This is a genomic window from Streptococcus oralis, from assembly GCF_023109155.1.
Taxonomy (GTDB): domain Bacteria; phylum Bacillota; class Bacilli; order Lactobacillales; family Streptococcaceae; genus Streptococcus; species Streptococcus oralis_BZ.
Genome location: NZ_JALDUA010000001.1, coordinates 764,087 through 779,027, shown reverse-complemented (window position 1 = coordinate 779,027; position 14,941 = coordinate 764,087). Strand labels below are relative to the sequence as shown.

The following is a 14,941-nucleotide window of genomic DNA, read 5'->3' as shown; positions in this document are numbered from 1 at the left end:
TTTAGGGTTTCCCCGTATTTTTGTGAAGACTCGCCTAGCATCGTGGGACGAACCACTTTATACCCACTATGTGAGCAACGATGTTCGTGCGGTTGCACAGGATTGTGCATAGTCAACTCTTCAAGTATAGCATATCTTCTTTTTTCTTACAAGCGAAATCAATCAAATTTAAGCTTTTTCTTTCCCTTTTTTTCTCCAAGAAGCAAAAAGCATACTGAAGTAAAAGATATTCATCATAAGAGGAACACCTAGAATTGTCTTCTCCTGATAGTAAATCGTCAAATAAGCTGAAAAAACAACTCCGAAGACAAAACTGCTAAGCAAGCTAACAAAAATCAATCCCTCTCGTAGAAAAGGCGTATGCTTGGTCCGGAAATAATCTCCAAAGGCCAACATGGTACGTTTGATATTCCCTGTCATAAAAGCATTATTATAGGCAATACCTGACACTTCTCCAAAAGCAGTTGTCACCAGTCCCATACAAAAGGCTAAGGGCGGTACGAGATAGATATTATCAACCGTTTGCGGCACAAATCCTATAATTAGGGACAGGACTGCAAGTGGAATCAAGGACAAAATCGGCTTTTTAACAATTCGTAGTTTTTCCTTATACAATGTCAGAAAAAAGACACCCATCATAAAGAAAAGCAAGGTCATTACTTTAGCACTAGCATCCGATACATTTTGTTGAATGAGTCCTACAGAAAGAAAGACGACATTCCCAGTCTGTCCAGCGACAAGGGTATTCCCTCGCACGATAAAAGTATAAGCATCGACATATCCTGCACAAAAAGTCAAAAAAAGCGCTAGTCGCTTAGACTGACGTGATATTTTCCTTATTGGTAATAATCTCATTTTCTCCCCCTTCTCATTTCATCTACTTATCTAAATATTGTACCACTTTCTCCAAGAAATTCGTAGCCCATTTGAAAATTTTTACCATCTGTTGGATAGTCCTTCTTTTCTGTGTTATAATGAAGGAAGGATTTGAAGTCGGAAAAGGAGTATTTATGCTTAAATTAGGTATCATCGGAACAGGGGCTATCAGCCATCATTTCATAGAAGCAGCCCATGCTAGCGGAGAATACCAGCTGGTTGCAGTCTATTCTAGAAAACTAGAAACTGCCGCAACCTTTGCTTCTCGCTATGAAAATATCCAACTCTTTGTTCAATTAGAAGACTTCTTTAAGTCTTCCTTTGATGTGGTCTATATCGCCAGTCCAAACTCCTTGCATTTTGTTCAAGCCAAGGCTGCCTTGTCTGCTGGTAAGCATGTCATTCTTGAAAAGCCAGCTGTCACTCAGCCACAAGAATGGCTGAATTTGAGACAGACAGCTGAGAAAAATCACTGTTTTATCTTTGAGGCAGCTCGAAATTACCACGAGGAAGCCTTTGCCACTATCAAAAACTTTTTAGCAGACAAGCAAGTGTTGGGAGCAGATTTCAACTATGCCAAGTATTCTTCCAAGATGCCTGACTTGTTAGCTGGACAGACGCCAAATGTCTTTTCAGATCGTTTTGCTGGTGGAGCCCTTATGGACCTAGGGATTTATCCTCTCTATGCTGCCGTTCGCCTCTTTGGAAAAGCTCAGGACGCGACCTATCAGGCTCAACAGCTTGACAATAGTATTGACCTAAATGGAGATGGTATCCTCTTCTACCCTAACTTTCAAGTTCATATCAAGGCTGGGAAAAACATCACTTCCAATCTTCCTTGCGAGATTTATACGACAGATGGAACCTTGACACTCAACACGATTGAACATGTCCGCTTAGCTATTTTTACCGACCACCAAGGAAATCAAGTCCAGCTCCCTATCCAACAAGCTCCCCATACGATGACTGAGGAAGTCGCTGCATTTGCACACATGATTCATCAACCAGATCCGAATCTCTACCAGACTTGGCTGGATGATGCAGGTTCTGTTCATGACCTATTATATACCATGCGCCAGACTGCTGGCATTAGATTTGAGGCAGAAAAATGAAAACCAAACTACCGACTGAATGGCAAGAACTAAGTGACCGACTCGGTTTCCAAGAATTCACCCCCATTCAAACTCAACTATTTGAGCCCATTCTTGCTGGAGAAAACCTCCTAGGAGTGAGCCCAACAGGAACTGGTAAGACCCTAGCTTACCTCCTACCAAGTCTTCTCAGACTACAAAAGAAAAAAGCCCAGCAACTCTTGATTCTAGCACCAAATACAGAACTTGCTGGACAAATTTTTGATGTATGTAAAACGTGGTTAGAGGCTATCGGCTTGACTGCTCAGCTCTTCTTATCAGGTTCAAGTCAGAAACGCCAGATTGAACGCCTAAAAAAAGGGCCAGAAATTCTGATTGGAACTCCTGGCCGTATCTTTGAGTTGATTAAATTGAAAAAAATCAAGATGATGAATGTGGAAACCATCATTCTGGATGAATTTGACCAATTGCTCGATGATTCTCAGATTCACTTTGTAGAGAAAATCACCCACTACGCACCTCGTGATCATCAACTCATCTACATGAGTGCGACGACCAAGTTTGACCAAGAAAAGATTGCTCCAAACACGCGCACCATTGATCTCTCTGATCAAAAGTTAGACAACATTCAACATTTCTACATGCAGGTAGACCAACGTCACCGAGTAGATATGCTGCGAAAACTGGCTCATGTAGAGGATTTCCGCAGTCTAGTCTTCTTTAACAGCTTGTCAGATCTTGGAAGTGCGGAGGAAAAACTACAGTATCGCGATATCTTGGCTGTCTCCCTCGCTAGTGATGTCAATGTGAAATTCCGAAAAGTCATCTTAGAAAAGTTTAAAGATAAGCAACTAACCCTACTCCTTGCAACTGACCTTCTGGCTCGTGGTATTGACATTGATAGCTTGGAATGTGTTGTCAATTTCGACGTCCCTAGAGATATGGAAACTTATACCCACCGCGCTGGCCGTACAGGTCGCATGGGCAAAGAGGGCTATGTTATCACTCTGGTAGCTCATCCTGAAGAACTGAAAAAACTCAAGAAATTCGCAAGTGTGCGTGAAATTGTTCTAAAAAATCAAGAACTCTATATCAAATAAGGTTGGCATTCGCCAACCTTTTTATTATCCCCAAGTAATTTCTAATTGATAGCTGGCAAAGGGGTGTCCCTCTTGGTTTTGCAGTTGATAGGCGAGTTCAATCTTTTGCCCATCCAGTTTGTAGTGATTCGTTTGGATGATAAATTCCTGCATTCCCATCGGAGTCGGAATGTAGGCTAAACTATCACTATCCTTGAGAAAACGCATAATGGTCTTCGGGTTGGAAAAACGGGTCATCACCAGTTCTTGACTATGAAACTTGAGAACCACTTTTTCCTTTTCCTCATTATAAAAGAGTAAATAGCTAAAATCCCCTTTTTCACGCACTTCCACGTCATAAAGCTGGTCAATGACTTCCAACTGCTCATCAAACTGAATCCTATTTCGCATCCGAATCTTCACATCAAATCCTCTTTCTTGTCTCTTGTCCTACTATTTTACCAAAAAGAGCAGGATTTTGCTATAATGGTCATATGAACGAAAAAGTATTCCGTGACCCAGTTCACAATTATATCCATGTAAACAATCAGGTCATCTATGACTTGATCAATACAAAAGAATTTCAACGCTTGCGTCGTATCAAACAGCTAGGAACTTCCAGTTATACCTTCCATGGTGGTGAGCACAGTCGCTTTTCCCACTGTTTGGGAGTCTATGAGATTGCTCGACGTATCACGGAGATTTTTGAAGAAAAATATCCTGAAGAATGGGACCCTGCTGAGTCTCTCTTGACCATGACCGCTGCGCTCCTTCATGACCTCGGGCATGGTGCCTACTCGCATACTTTTGAACATCTCTTTGATACAGATCATGAGGCCATCACTCAGGAAATCATCCAAAGTCCTGAGACAGAGATTCACCAAGTCCTACTGCAAGTAGCGCCTGATTTCCCCAAAAAGGTGGCTAGTGTCATCGACCATACCTATCCTAACAAGCAGGTCGTACAGCTCATTTCCAGTCAGATCGATGCGGACCGCATGGACTATCTCTTGCGCGACTCCTATTTTACAGGAGCATCTTATGGGGAATTTGACCTGACACGGATCCTTCGAGTCATTCGTCCTGTCGAAAATGGCATCGCCTTTCAGCGCAACGGTATGCATGCCATCGAAGATTATGTCCTCAGTCGTTACCAGATGTATATGCAGGTTTATTTCCACCCAGCAACACGCGCCATGGAAGTTCTCCTACAAAATCTCCTCAAACGCGCCAAGGAACTCTATCCGGAGGACAAAGACTTCTTTGCACGCACTTCTCCTCATTTGCTACCTTTTTTTGAAAAGAAAGTTACTCTATCTGACTATCTGGCACTTGATGACGGCGTGATGAATACCTACTTCCAACTCTGGATGACCAGTCCTGACAAGATTCTCGCAGACTTGTCGCAACGTTTTGTCAACCGCAAGGTCTTTAAATCCATTACTTTTTCTCAAGAAGATCAAGACCAACTCGTAACCATGAGACAACTGGTTGAAGAAATCGGTTTTGATCCAGACTACTATACAGCCATTCATAAGAACTTTGATCTCCCTTATGATATCTATCGTCCCGAATCTGAAAACCCGCGGACACAGATTGAGATTCTACAGAAAAATGGAGAACTGGCGGAACTCTCTAGCCTGTCTCCTATCGTCCAATCCCTTGCTGGCAGCCGCCACGGAGACAATCGTTTCTATTTCCCGAAAGAAATGTTGGACCAAAACAGCATCTTCGCAAGTATCACCCAGCAATTTTTACACTTGATTGAGAACGATCATTTTACCCCAAATAAGAACGAATAGAGGAAATTTATGAGTATTAAACTAATCGCCGTCGATATCGATGGTACCCTGGTTAACAGCCAAAAGGAAATCACTCCTGAAGTCTTTTCTGCCATCCAAGACGCCAAACAAGCCGGTGTCAAGGTCGTCATTGCAACGGGTCGTCCTATCGCAGGCGTTGCCAAACTTCTGGACGATTTGCAATTGAGAGACGAGGGTGACTATGTTGTAACCTTCAACGGTGCCCTTGTCCAAGAGACTGCTACTGGCCATGAGATTATCAGCGAATCTTTAGCCTATGAGGACTATCTGGATATGGAATTTCTCAGTCGCAAACTCGGTGTCCACATGCACGCTATTACTAAGAACGGTATCTATACTGCCAATCGCAATATCGGAAAATACACAGTGCACGAATCAACCCTCGTCAGCATGCCCATCTTCTACCGCACTCCTGAAGAAATGGCTGACAAGGAAATCGTCAAGTGTATGTTTATCGATGAACCGGAAATTCTCGACGCTGCGATTGAAAAGATACCAGCAGAATTTTACGAACGCTACTCCATCAACAAATCTGCTCCTTTCTATGTCGAACTCCTTAAAAAGAATGTGGACAAGGGTTCAGCTATTACTCACCTAGCTGAAAAACTCGGATTGACCAAAGATGAAACCATGGCGATCGGGGACGAAGAAAATGACCGCGCCATGCTGGAAGTCGTGGGTAACCCCGTTGTTATGGAAAATGGAAATCCAGAACTCAAAAAAATCGCCAAATACATCACCAAAACAAATGATGAATCTGGCGTTGCCCATGCTATCCGTACGTGGGTACTTTAAAATGCTTAACTATTAAAAACAAACGACACCCCAAAAGGTAGAGATGACACTCTAACTTCTGGGGTGTTCTTTTTGAATTTTCGCCAAATCTTCCAATCTGGCTATCATAGTAAGCCCATCTTATCTAGTTCTTTTAGGGCAGTTTCTCTTGATGGGTATGGATTTCTATTGATGAAACGTTTTACAGCTTCGACGTGATGATAAAGATCCATGCTAATTTCTTTTAAATTTCCAATAAAGACATCGAGCAGTTCTGGTTCAATGTTCTCTAAGGGAGAAGGAAGCTCTTTCTTATTTTTAAACTCAAAAGCTTCTTTAGCAGTCACACCTATTGCATAACTAATGTTGTCCCACAAGAGACCATTCGCTTCATTTTCATCTAACTGCATGTAGATAAATATTCCACCGAAGTCTGTCCCATCATCTAAAAGGCGATAAAGTTCCTCTCCCCTTTTATCTCTATTCTCCAAAAAACTCCAACACGCATCCAAGGCGGTTCGAATATGTGAAGTATATTGTGTTTCCATACGATTCGCAATTGACTCAGCAAAAATCAACATAAAATAACTCGTAAGCATATCCTCTCCTGATCTATACTTGAACGAATGGCCTATTCGTTCTCATCAGATAAAAATAGTGAACCAAAGTAATTTTTAACGAGCTCATCCTTTAAATATCCATCTATTTCTGGCCCAGATATTTGTGAAATAAGTTCCCTATTTTCAGCTAGGATTTGTTTGTAACTTAAGGAAAGAACCTCAAGTATGTCCTCGTCAACACTTTCAATCGTTTGTGGTAGGTAGATTTCTTCCGAAGCAATATATGAATAATGACAAACTAGGACATAGAAATTAGCGATACAGTTCCATACTAGTGGATTGGTTTTCTTATCCAGCTCCTGAAATGTCAAGATATCCAGCTCGTCCATATTTTCCAGTCGAGAATATAAAAGATCTGGGCAAAAATCACTCTCTTTATCAAGTTCCTGTTTTGAAAGTTTTAAGGAATCAAGGACAAACTCCTGATATTCTTTCTCACTGATACGATCTACAAGACCGTATATCAACTCCTGTAGGAAGCGTAATAAATTTCTATTATCATTCATTGATTTTCCTCTTATTACTAAAACTAACTTAGTGATCCACTGAAAAACGTGTCAATCACTCTTCCTCCTCAAACATCAGAGCATCCAGTTCTTCTCTCTCAACCGCAATTTCTTCAAAGGTGAAAATAAGATTATTTACTATTTCTAAAGTGATAATACCAGTCGAATCCCTCATCGTAACCTTGGTTCCAATGGCATTCAACTCATGGACGAGTTCTCTAACTTTTTTCAATTCATCCAAATCTAACATGTCTACTTCTATCACCGTGTCATGATCTTTGATTCTGGATTGGATTAAAGAAAAAGGCAAGGATGAATGGTTTCTTAGCAACTTATAGGTTCCTGACTTGTCACCTACAGAATCAATAACAATAGCTAGCATCGTTTCCACTCCTTTTATTACTCTGGTAATTCTACCTTTAAGCTCATATCAGTCGGTTGCAATACTTTCTGAACCGCTGCGAGAAAGGCTAAACCGTTATCAGATGGAGAATACTGGAATGTGATATGGATGACTTTTTTGTCAAACTGATCACCGTATCGTGCTACATACTGCTTGCTTTCGAGGAAGTAGATATAGTTATTGAGTTTTTCTTGAAGTTTCAAGAGATGCTCCTCTTCTAATGACTCTATCCATTTGTTTTCATCAATCAACAACAACTCTAGATGGTCATCTGAAACCCCCATCGCATCGATACTTGTAACGTCTAGTACAATTTCCTCAACTGTTTTAATGGTTTCTACTACCTTAGGGGGATTGTAGTATTTTTCCTTAAATTCCTTAAGAATCTTCTCTACCTTTTCTTCGTCACACTGCCTGTATAAAGGATCACGGTCTAATGCATTACACAGCCCTTGATATAACCAATCTTTCTTCTGTTCATCTGATAGATTGGAAATACTCTCTATAATATTTCTTACTAACTCATCAGTCTTAATAACAAAGGGAAGGCTAATATATCTTTTCAAACGCCTATTTTGAATGAAAATATAATCAGTCACCTTATCTAATTTGACTAGGTCAACCGATAAGCTAAAACCTTTCAAGATGTCAAAAGTTCTTCTTGCTATATCCTCATCACCTTCTACATACAGAGGGTATAAACAATACTCCATCAATACGCTAATGTCTGTGCTGTCAAGTTCATAAGAATCTCGTTGCCGAAAACGATACTTATCTTCTGTTCCTAGAAATGCTTCTGCTTCTTTCCCTTCCTTCATCACCTCTAGATAATGTTTGACAAAATATTTATAATTCTCTTTATTTTTCAATTTATATGTCTGCATTTATTTACTCCATTGATTTATTCTGAAAATTCCTTAATACTTGCCCATAAATCTCACTGTTTTTACCTATTTCTGTACAGGCTCCTTCGTCATTGTCAGGAAGTAAAATTCTGCCCCTTCAATATGGTAGTTATTTTTGGCAATACCGATAGTTGGTTTACCTAAGAAAAAGGAGGCATGGGTAACGATTCCCATATGGCGCGGATGCAGATAACCATTTCCATCAAACATACATAGGTCAGGTTTAATTTTCAACAGTTTAACTGCTTCTAAAAATCAGATGCAATTCCCTAAAGGCAAGAAAACCTGGAAGATAGGGAACTCTACTTTCATCATGAAAACTGACCTCTTCAACAACTTGGAGATTTTCCCGGTCAATAACCACAAGGCAAGCAAGACCGTATTCTTTGTCATTCTCTTCAATAGGTATTAATCCACCCCTGCGACATAACAAATCTCCTAGTCCTCAAAATGATTAGATAGATCTATCTGATTTTTGAATTGATTCTGTTCTACTTCAAATTCATGTCTAAAGTCGATAAATCAACACCCCACTGTTTTGCTCTCTTGAAATCATCTTCGGTAGGCTCTGTTTTTTCTTCAATAATTTTACCAGTCTCATCATATTTTTTATAGAGAATTTCTCCTCCTGCAATACAATAAGAAACTGACTCAATATCACCATTTTCAAAATATTCTTTTTGAATTCCTTCGGCTGCACCTCTGTCTTGATTATTAATACTTTTAATTTTTCCATTAGAATAAAAGTAGACAGCTAGACCATGCCTATATCCATTATCTATATACCCATAAAACTCTAATTGACCATCTGGATATAAATCATAAGCTAAACCAGTATAAGGAACCTCTTCTCCTGATTCATTTTCAAAGACAATTTGTTCATAGTATTCTCCGCCCCAGTCTAGTTCATCCTCAAAACAAACACCGTCACGGAGAACTTCTTCTTTTGTTAAAATTTTATCTTCTGTCATTTTCCAACCTCTGAAATCATATTGAAACCATCCAGCATATCTGGGAGACCTTTAATCTTACAAAGCAATTTCTCTGTTTTTGCACTTTCAAACATTTCACTGATATTTTTTGAATTCTGCTTTGATCATTTTAATAATCTTCTTATATTCACCTGAAATATTTACCTCATAAGTAATTAAATGATATCAAAAATAACTTACCCCTCTTCTGTTAGAAGATGGTCTAGATTTATTGGTTTAGGATTTAAACGTTTCAATACTAATTCATAAAAAAAATTATTATTTAACCTATCCGGTGAACTTAAAGTAAAGTTATTCAAAATTAATAAGGGAATAAATTCTGAACCAATTGTATTATAACCTGTCAAATACTCTAACCCATAATTTAAGTTTTTCGGATTTTCAGTACCAACTGTCCAGTAGGCTCCTTTGGCTTGCAAGCGAAAAACCTCTCCAAGATAAACCCAGCTATTAAAGAAATCATCAATATTTTCAGGATTATTTTTGACATCATTCTCTCGAACGAATTGCGCCAAATCCTTCAAGCTTTCTAAACTCATATCTAGATGATAACCTTGCTTACTAGCTTTTTGTCTTATTTCATCCAAGGTTTCATCAATATAAAACATAAATTCCTCAAAATTTTCCTGTATTTTTTCTTTCTCTAATTCCATTTAAAATTCCTCAATTAATCCAAAACACAGAATGTAATTTTTTCAAAAAACTATTCTACTTTAGCTGACAAATTCTCTTACTCTAGATCATAAAGGCTTAGACGAGATACAAATGACACTCAATGAACAATTTCTTCGATTGTTATTTCTCTATCTCTCACCAAATCATAAAATCCTACATGAACGCCTTCCTCATATAACCAACATAAGTCGGTACCGTATGGGGCTTCAAAAATTTCCAGCATAACAGGAGCAATTTTTACAATGCTATTTGCTCCTAAAATTGTGAAATTTTTTGAATTAGCTAGGTAAGCTTCATCATCTTCGATTGATAACAGTGTCCAGCCATTTAATTGTGGAATAGCAGATTTTTCACGATAGGAATAGCGAATAGCTTTTCCATCAAGAATATTGTTTGAAACGACAAAACCACCAAAATCATTGTTACTAATTTCTACCATCTTCATACTCCTTTATAATATCAAGCAGACTACTTCTCCAAGAGTATTCTCCCGCATAGTCTAGACACGATTTACCAGATTTATTTTTTAACTTATAATCCGAACCAGCCTCCAGTAAAAGCTTATAGAGAGGTTCTAACTCTTCCGTTGCTAATTTTAATAACGTTACGGAGTAAGTCATCGGAATAGAACCAAATTTGTCAACTGCATTTACATCAATTCCAGCCTCAATGAGTAATTTCACCACCTCATATGCATATGCTATTTTGGGCCGCCAATTAGCTTGGAAGAAATAATGAAGAGCATTTCTGTTTTCCTTTTTTGACAAAAAATTGACCTCTACCTTCTCAGACAGCAGATATTTAATAATTTTCAATTTCTCTTCCGGCAAATCATCGTTAAGCATTGCCGTGCATAACAAATTAAGGTTTGTATATTTATCAATTTGTATTATGTCGCCATTGTAACTTTCTATAAACTCATTATATGTCCCATCTTGAACAATATCGAAAATATCCATCTTATCTCCTATTCAAACTTATGGCTTCTATTAGCAGAAGGTTTTTCAATTCTAAAATTATCCGGATTAAATTGGAAATCCTTCAATTCTTGTAAAATGATTTCACTGCCTTTATACTTTCAAACATTTCACTGATATTTTTTGAATTCTGTGTTATTCATTTAAAGTCAGAATACTTTCTTAATTTATAGAACCATTGTCTAGACTTAAAGCTACTCTTGTTTCCATTAAGATTTTCCCCAGCATATTTTTACCAGATCCATCTCCCACGTCAGCCCAATAATGATCATTTTTTGTATGCTCAAGTAATTCTGCACCAGATGTCGCAATTAGTTTCTCTAGAATCTCTGGATTTTGACGAAATTTCTCACGAACAGCATAACGCATAATATCATCCTTGACATCTTCCCAGTCCTTTCGTAACGGATTCTGGCGATTGCGTCCCTCCAAAGCAGCATCCATAGGTGACTCCAGCAAGCGAATTTTTTCCTGAATTTCTGGAACCAAGAATTTCTGAGCCTGGAAATAATGTTCCGATGTAGGCCAGATTTTATTTCCATCCGAAAAAGGATAAGGAGCAAAATTGGACATATAACCGTAGGCATCGTTTACCTTATAGAATTTAATTTCTTTCATTCTCTCCCTCCAATCCGAAATCAGCTAGTGATTTATCCTTCTCCTCCAGAATCTTCTCCACATAATCAGGTTCAATCTCTAAAAACAGTTTCAAAGTATCATGAATTCGCCAATAATTATCTTCTGGCTTATCCATAATGGACGATAAAAAGTGTTTGATGTGGGGGATATGTTCTGTAAATTTTTCTTCTCTGATTAAATGGTATAACTTTGAAATATCATAATGACCCTGTTCTGCTTGATTGATAATTTGACAAATATATGGAAATATAGCTTTTCTAGCTTCTTCCCCATTCCCTAAATCGTATTGACTTGCCCAATAACTTGATAAATCGTCTAATAAAATTCGATTTGTATCATCATAAGCATACAATCTATGTAAAATATAACCTTCTAACTTTCCTTCAACAAACATCTGAGTCAACACCTCAAAACCTTCTTTCAGCCCCCAAATAGTTAAAAGCCTCGAAGCTTTATAGCGCAAAAATTCATCATCGCTAGATAATAAAGAGATGAGTTTGTTAATCGTTTCTTCTGGAATATCTTCCAAGTCTACTTCTTCGAGTAGATCCGTATAATCCACATCGTTTGGAACTGTGTAAAATAGATTATCAAGTTCTTCTCTAGTCATTTTTTCTCCTTATTCAAAAGTAAACTATTCGGGTGGAAGACTTCCCTTAACCTTAATTAAAACCTCGTTGTCGCGTTCAACATAAAAAAGATCCCGTTTAGTGTTCGTTAGACGTTCAGAATTCTGTTTAGAAGGATTATTATTGTATCTCACTTGTGCTTGGTCAAATCGTTTTTGCAAATGATCAACTATTTCCTGATGCGTTATCACTTCTATATCTTTAAGTTTTTCTATCTCAATATCATATTAAATTTACTTTGGTCCAATCCTTCTCCCATTATACCACAAAAAGAGAGCGTTTCCGCTCCCTTTCTTACTCTGGTAATTCTACCTTCAAACTCATATCTGTGGGTTGCAATACTTTCTGAACAGCTACGAGGAATGCTAGACCGTTGTCTGATGGAGAATACTGGAATGTGATATGGATGACTTTTTTGTCAAACTTATCACCGTATCGTGCCACATACTGTTGGCTTTCGAGGAAGTAGATATAGTTGTTAAGTTTTTCTTGAAGTTTCAAGAGATGCTCCTCTTCTAATGACTCTATCCATTTGTTTTCATCAATCAACAACAACTCTAGATGGTCATCTGCAACACCCATCGCATCGATACTCGTAACGTCTAGTACAATTGGCCATACCTCTGCAACTGATTTAATTTTTCTTCTATTCTTATTTTCCTCTTTCTTTTGCTCATTAACGATATATTCTACTTTCTCTTTATCACAGTTTTTGAAAAGTTCCATAGAATCAATTAAATTACAAATATTACGATAATAGTTCACCTTTTTCTCATTAGGAAGATTATAAATACTGTCAAGAACAATAGGTACTATGGCCTCCGCATCAATAATAAAAGGTAAAGAATCATATTCTTCCAGTAAATCTTCTTGTTTTTTGATAAATGATACAACTTGATATAAATGTATAATATCCTGACTAGAAGCTAATTCCTTTAAAATATCAAAAATCCGATCTGGAATATCAAAATCTCCCTCTACATAAATTGGATAAAGGCTGTATTCTATCAAAATATGGGTATCCGTAATATCTTGATAATATGAATCGCGGTGACCAATTCTATACTCGGGATCCATACCTAAGAAAGCATCTACTTCTCTGCGATTTTCAATGGCTTTTTTATATCGCATAATATCCCACTCAGTATCTGTTTTTAGTCTATAAGTCTTCATTGATTTACTCCATTGGTTAATTCTAAAAATTCCTTCAACTTGCTCAATTTCATTAGTACCAGGCTTATAGACACGTGGATTTTTGATTTCATAATAGCCTTGACGTTCAATCGCAGATAGAAAATCATCATAAGAATGTCCCTGCATGTCAATCGTTGGCATAAGTAGTTCGCTATTTTTACCTGTTGAATGAGAGTTTTAATTCTAGTCTCATTATAGCATAAAAAATATGAGTAGAATCAACATACGAAAAACTTAAAACCATCTGAAAAACGTTTCAGATGGTTATCTTCACACTATCTACTTCATTCTTTTCTCATCACATTCTAACATCTGAAAAAGTTAACTGAACAGGAATTTTTCTTAAAATCCTTTCTTTTTCAAGACAGCGTGCAGAGTTTCAGGAGAAATTGGGTCGACCAGAACATACTTGGCATCTAGCATATAGATGCCCTCGGTCAACGACTCTAAGAACTGTCGATAAGGAACCTCGGCTAGTTTTTCCCCATCGGCTGTCATGATAAACAGTCGTGCAACTGCAACCTTACTTCCTCGATACTCTTGTAAATATTGAGGTTCTAGCTCTGGTTGAGCCGGCAAAATAGTTCGTCCTTCACTATTTAGATAATTGATAGGGATAATGATGTCCTCTCCATTTTGCTCTACTTGAAAAACTTGCTGCTCAGAGTAATAAGCATTTAGCTGTTGGGTAAAGCGCAAACGCTGGTCATAACTATTTAAGAGTTGCTCGTCCGGCACATGGATAATCTGCCCTAGGTAGAGTTCATTGAGGTAAATAGGACGTCTCACTCCCATAATTTCCACGATGGGATGGACTTTTACTTCCTTAGTCAATTCTGAAAGAGCTGATAAGAAAATATCTGTGAAATGAAATTCTAGAATAGAATCTTTATCATACGCCACACCATCATGTTCACATACAGTTACATCTAAGAGAATGAGCAAGGTTTTCAAGAACATCAAGGCCCCAGTCCAGTCAGAAGCTGTCGCCAAATCTGGAACAGATACCTGATAAGCTTGACCATCAAAAGATAGACGGAACCCTAAACTAGACTTCTCTTTGACCCCAAACTGAACAGAATGGAAATCAGAAATAAGAGAGTCTGCAGATGGCTTTAAGCCCGCATCCTTAGCGGAAACGCTGTAACATTCAAAGAGTTCTGCTTGAAGCACCTCACCAATTCTTAGTGATTGGTTACTTTTTATTGTAAAAATAACTGATTTCATATTTTTCTCCTTCGGTCTACTGGCAAATCCTTTCTACGACGTAGAATCGTTACTTCGCTGACAGGGATTTTTCCTGATGCATACATTGTCTGGCCATATTTCTCATCCAATAATTCCGCATCATCAGCTAAATTGTTTTCAATTAGAAATTCTTTATCAAAAACCAGGAGTCGCACATAAGAATCAGGTGCTGTAAAATCATCATCTCCACGCTTGTGACCAGCCATTGTAAATTCCTGACCTTTATATAGGACACGATCATAAACCGAATACCTCTGACTAACCTCACTATAAGGCACAAGCTTCCCGTATACGCCTTCTCCGGCATCATCTACATAGAAACTATAGGGAACGTAGCCTTCTTCCAACATCGCTGGATCTTTTGAAAGTAGGATATAGTCATTTATATAATTCACAAAATTAGAGTATACTTTATTTTGGTAAACTAGAAATTCTTTATCCATTTTATCCCTCCACGTATTCCATTATACCATATTCACAACAACAAATTTTCCGTACTTACATCACTCA

Annotated in this window: 22 protein-coding genes and 1 other annotated feature; of the genes, 4 read left to right on the top strand and 18 right to left on the bottom strand. The window is 38.0% G+C overall.

Annotated features, from left to right (window positions below):
- Nucleotides 1-16 precede the first annotated feature (16 nt).
- Nucleotides 17-104 (bottom strand) — a sequence feature (ribosomal protein L21 leader region).
- Nucleotides 105-168: 64 nt separating this feature from the next.
- Nucleotides 169-855 carry a YoaK family protein gene (locus M1F63_RS03880; protein ID WP_084857247.1) on the bottom strand — a complete coding sequence of 229 codons (687 nt, stop codon included), beginning with the start codon at nt 853-855 and terminating at the stop codon, nt 169-171.
- Nucleotides 856-1,010: 155 nt separating this feature from the next.
- Between M1F63_RS03880 and M1F63_RS03875 the strand changes: the two genes are divergently transcribed.
- Both M1F63_RS03875 and M1F63_RS03870 read left to right on the top strand, forming a co-directional pair.
- Nucleotides 1,011-1,988 carry a Gfo/Idh/MocA family protein gene (locus tag M1F63_RS03875; RefSeq protein ID WP_247940751.1) on the top strand — a complete coding sequence of 326 codons (978 nt, stop codon included), beginning with the start codon at nt 1,011-1,013 and terminating at the stop codon, nt 1,986-1,988.
- Nucleotides 1,985-3,067 (top strand): DEAD/DEAH box helicase, encoded by a 1,083-nt coding sequence (locus tag M1F63_RS03870; protein ID WP_247940750.1) that lies wholly within the window; start codon nt 1,985-1,987, stop codon nt 3,065-3,067. Before M1F63_RS03875 ends, M1F63_RS03870 begins: the two co-directional genes overlap by 4 nt.
- Before the next feature lie 24 nt (nt 3,068-3,091).
- On the opposite strand, the gene M1F63_RS03865 is transcribed toward M1F63_RS03870, so the two are convergent.
- Nucleotides 3,092-3,469 carry a YwiB family protein gene (locus M1F63_RS03865; RefSeq protein WP_247940749.1) on the bottom strand — a complete coding sequence of 126 codons (378 nt, stop codon included), beginning with the start codon at nt 3,467-3,469 and terminating at the stop codon, nt 3,092-3,094.
- Nucleotides 3,470-3,540: 71 nt separating this feature from the next.
- Here M1F63_RS03865 and M1F63_RS03860 point away from each other — a divergent pair, with 71 nt between their 5' ends.
- Together M1F63_RS03860 and yidA are read left to right on the top strand one after the other, a co-directional pair.
- Nucleotides 3,541-4,848, top strand: coding sequence for an HD domain-containing protein (locus tag M1F63_RS03860; protein WP_247940748.1), 1,308 nt, complete (start codon nt 3,541-3,543; stop codon nt 4,846-4,848).
- Nucleotides 4,849-4,857: 9 nt separating this feature from the next.
- A complete protein-coding gene (gene yidA, locus M1F63_RS03855; protein ID WP_247940747.1) occupies nt 4,858-5,664 on the top strand; it encodes a sugar-phosphatase in 807 nt (268 codons plus the stop codon).
- 104 nt (nt 5,665-5,768) lie between these two features.
- On the opposite strand, the gene M1F63_RS03850 is transcribed toward yidA, so the two are convergent.
- From M1F63_RS03850 to M1F63_RS03780, 16 genes are all read right to left on the bottom strand, one after another.
- The gene (locus tag M1F63_RS03850) at nt 5,769-6,242 is read right to left on the bottom strand and encodes an Imm6 family immunity protein (protein ID WP_247940746.1); all 474 of its coding nucleotides are present in this window, start codon (nt 6,240-6,242) and stop codon (nt 5,769-5,771) included.
- Nucleotides 6,243-6,274: 32 nt separating this feature from the next.
- The gene (locus M1F63_RS03845) at nt 6,275-6,769 is read right to left on the bottom strand and encodes an Imm6 family immunity protein (protein WP_247940745.1); all 495 of its coding nucleotides are present in this window, start codon (nt 6,767-6,769) and stop codon (nt 6,275-6,277) included.
- Nucleotides 6,770-6,824: 55 nt separating this feature from the next.
- Entirely contained in the window at nt 6,825-7,151 is a 327-nt protein-coding gene (locus M1F63_RS03840; RefSeq protein WP_247940744.1) for a 50S ribosomal protein L7/L12, read from the bottom strand.
- A 17-nt stretch (nt 7,152-7,168) separates the two neighbouring features.
- Nucleotides 7,169-8,056 carry an NAD glycohydrolase inhibitor gene (ifs, locus tag M1F63_RS03835; RefSeq protein WP_247940743.1) on the bottom strand — a complete coding sequence of 296 codons (888 nt, stop codon included), beginning with the start codon at nt 8,054-8,056 and terminating at the stop codon, nt 7,169-7,171.
- A 66-nt stretch (nt 8,057-8,122) separates the two neighbouring features.
- Complete coding sequence (locus tag M1F63_RS10155; RefSeq protein ID WP_282184256.1) at nt 8,123-8,287, bottom strand: endonuclease V; 165 nt, start codon at nt 8,285-8,287, stop codon at nt 8,123-8,125.
- Between the two features lie 28 nt (nt 8,288-8,315).
- A complete protein-coding gene (locus M1F63_RS10175; RefSeq protein ID WP_345772914.1) occupies nt 8,316-8,441 on the bottom strand; it encodes an endonuclease V in 126 nt (41 codons plus the stop codon).
- Between the two features lie 127 nt (nt 8,442-8,568).
- Nucleotides 8,569-9,048, bottom strand: coding sequence for a toxin-antitoxin system YwqK family antitoxin (locus M1F63_RS03825; protein ID WP_247940742.1), 480 nt, complete (start codon nt 9,046-9,048; stop codon nt 8,569-8,571).
- Between the two features lie 197 nt (nt 9,049-9,245).
- Nucleotides 9,246-9,722 (bottom strand): hypothetical protein, encoded by a 477-nt coding sequence (locus M1F63_RS03820; RefSeq protein WP_247920507.1) that lies wholly within the window; start codon nt 9,720-9,722, stop codon nt 9,246-9,248.
- A 119-nt stretch (nt 9,723-9,841) separates the two neighbouring features.
- Nucleotides 9,842-10,183, bottom strand: a complete 342-nt coding sequence (locus tag M1F63_RS03815) for a DUF2185 domain-containing protein (RefSeq protein WP_247920506.1) — start codon at nt 10,181-10,183, stop codon at nt 9,842-9,844.
- Nucleotides 10,170-10,703 carry an ankyrin repeat domain-containing protein gene (locus tag M1F63_RS03810; protein WP_247920505.1) on the bottom strand — a complete coding sequence of 178 codons (534 nt, stop codon included), beginning with the start codon at nt 10,701-10,703 and terminating at the stop codon, nt 10,170-10,172. Before M1F63_RS03810 ends, M1F63_RS03815 begins: the two co-directional genes overlap by 14 nt.
- An 8-nt stretch (nt 10,704-10,711) precedes the next feature.
- Nucleotides 10,712-10,789, bottom strand: coding sequence for a GH-E family nuclease (locus tag M1F63_RS03805; RefSeq protein WP_247920533.1), 78 nt, complete (start codon nt 10,787-10,789; stop codon nt 10,712-10,714).
- A gap of 94 nt (nt 10,790-10,883) precedes the next feature.
- The gene (gene ybiA / locus M1F63_RS03800; RefSeq protein WP_247920504.1) at nt 10,884-11,339 is read right to left on the bottom strand and encodes a riboflavin biosynthesis intermediates N-glycosidase; all 456 of its coding nucleotides are present in this window, start codon (nt 11,337-11,339) and stop codon (nt 10,884-10,886) included.
- Complete coding sequence (locus M1F63_RS03795) at nt 11,326-11,970, bottom strand: hypothetical protein (protein ID WP_247920503.1); 645 nt, start codon at nt 11,968-11,970, stop codon at nt 11,326-11,328. Before M1F63_RS03795 ends, ybiA begins: the two co-directional genes overlap by 14 nt.
- Nucleotides 11,971-12,283: 313 nt before the next feature.
- The gene (gene ifs / locus M1F63_RS03790) at nt 12,284-13,162 is read right to left on the bottom strand and encodes an NAD glycohydrolase inhibitor (RefSeq protein WP_247920532.1); all 879 of its coding nucleotides are present in this window, start codon (nt 13,160-13,162) and stop codon (nt 12,284-12,286) included.
- Nucleotides 13,163-13,525: 363 nt separating this feature from the next.
- Complete coding sequence (locus M1F63_RS03785) at nt 13,526-14,410, bottom strand: DUF4299 family protein (protein WP_247920502.1); 885 nt, start codon at nt 14,408-14,410, stop codon at nt 13,526-13,528.
- The gene (locus tag M1F63_RS03780) at nt 14,407-14,874 is read right to left on the bottom strand and encodes a hypothetical protein (protein ID WP_247920501.1); all 468 of its coding nucleotides are present in this window, start codon (nt 14,872-14,874) and stop codon (nt 14,407-14,409) included. Before M1F63_RS03780 ends, M1F63_RS03785 begins: the two co-directional genes overlap by 4 nt.
- Nucleotides 14,875-14,941: the final 67 nt, after the last annotated feature.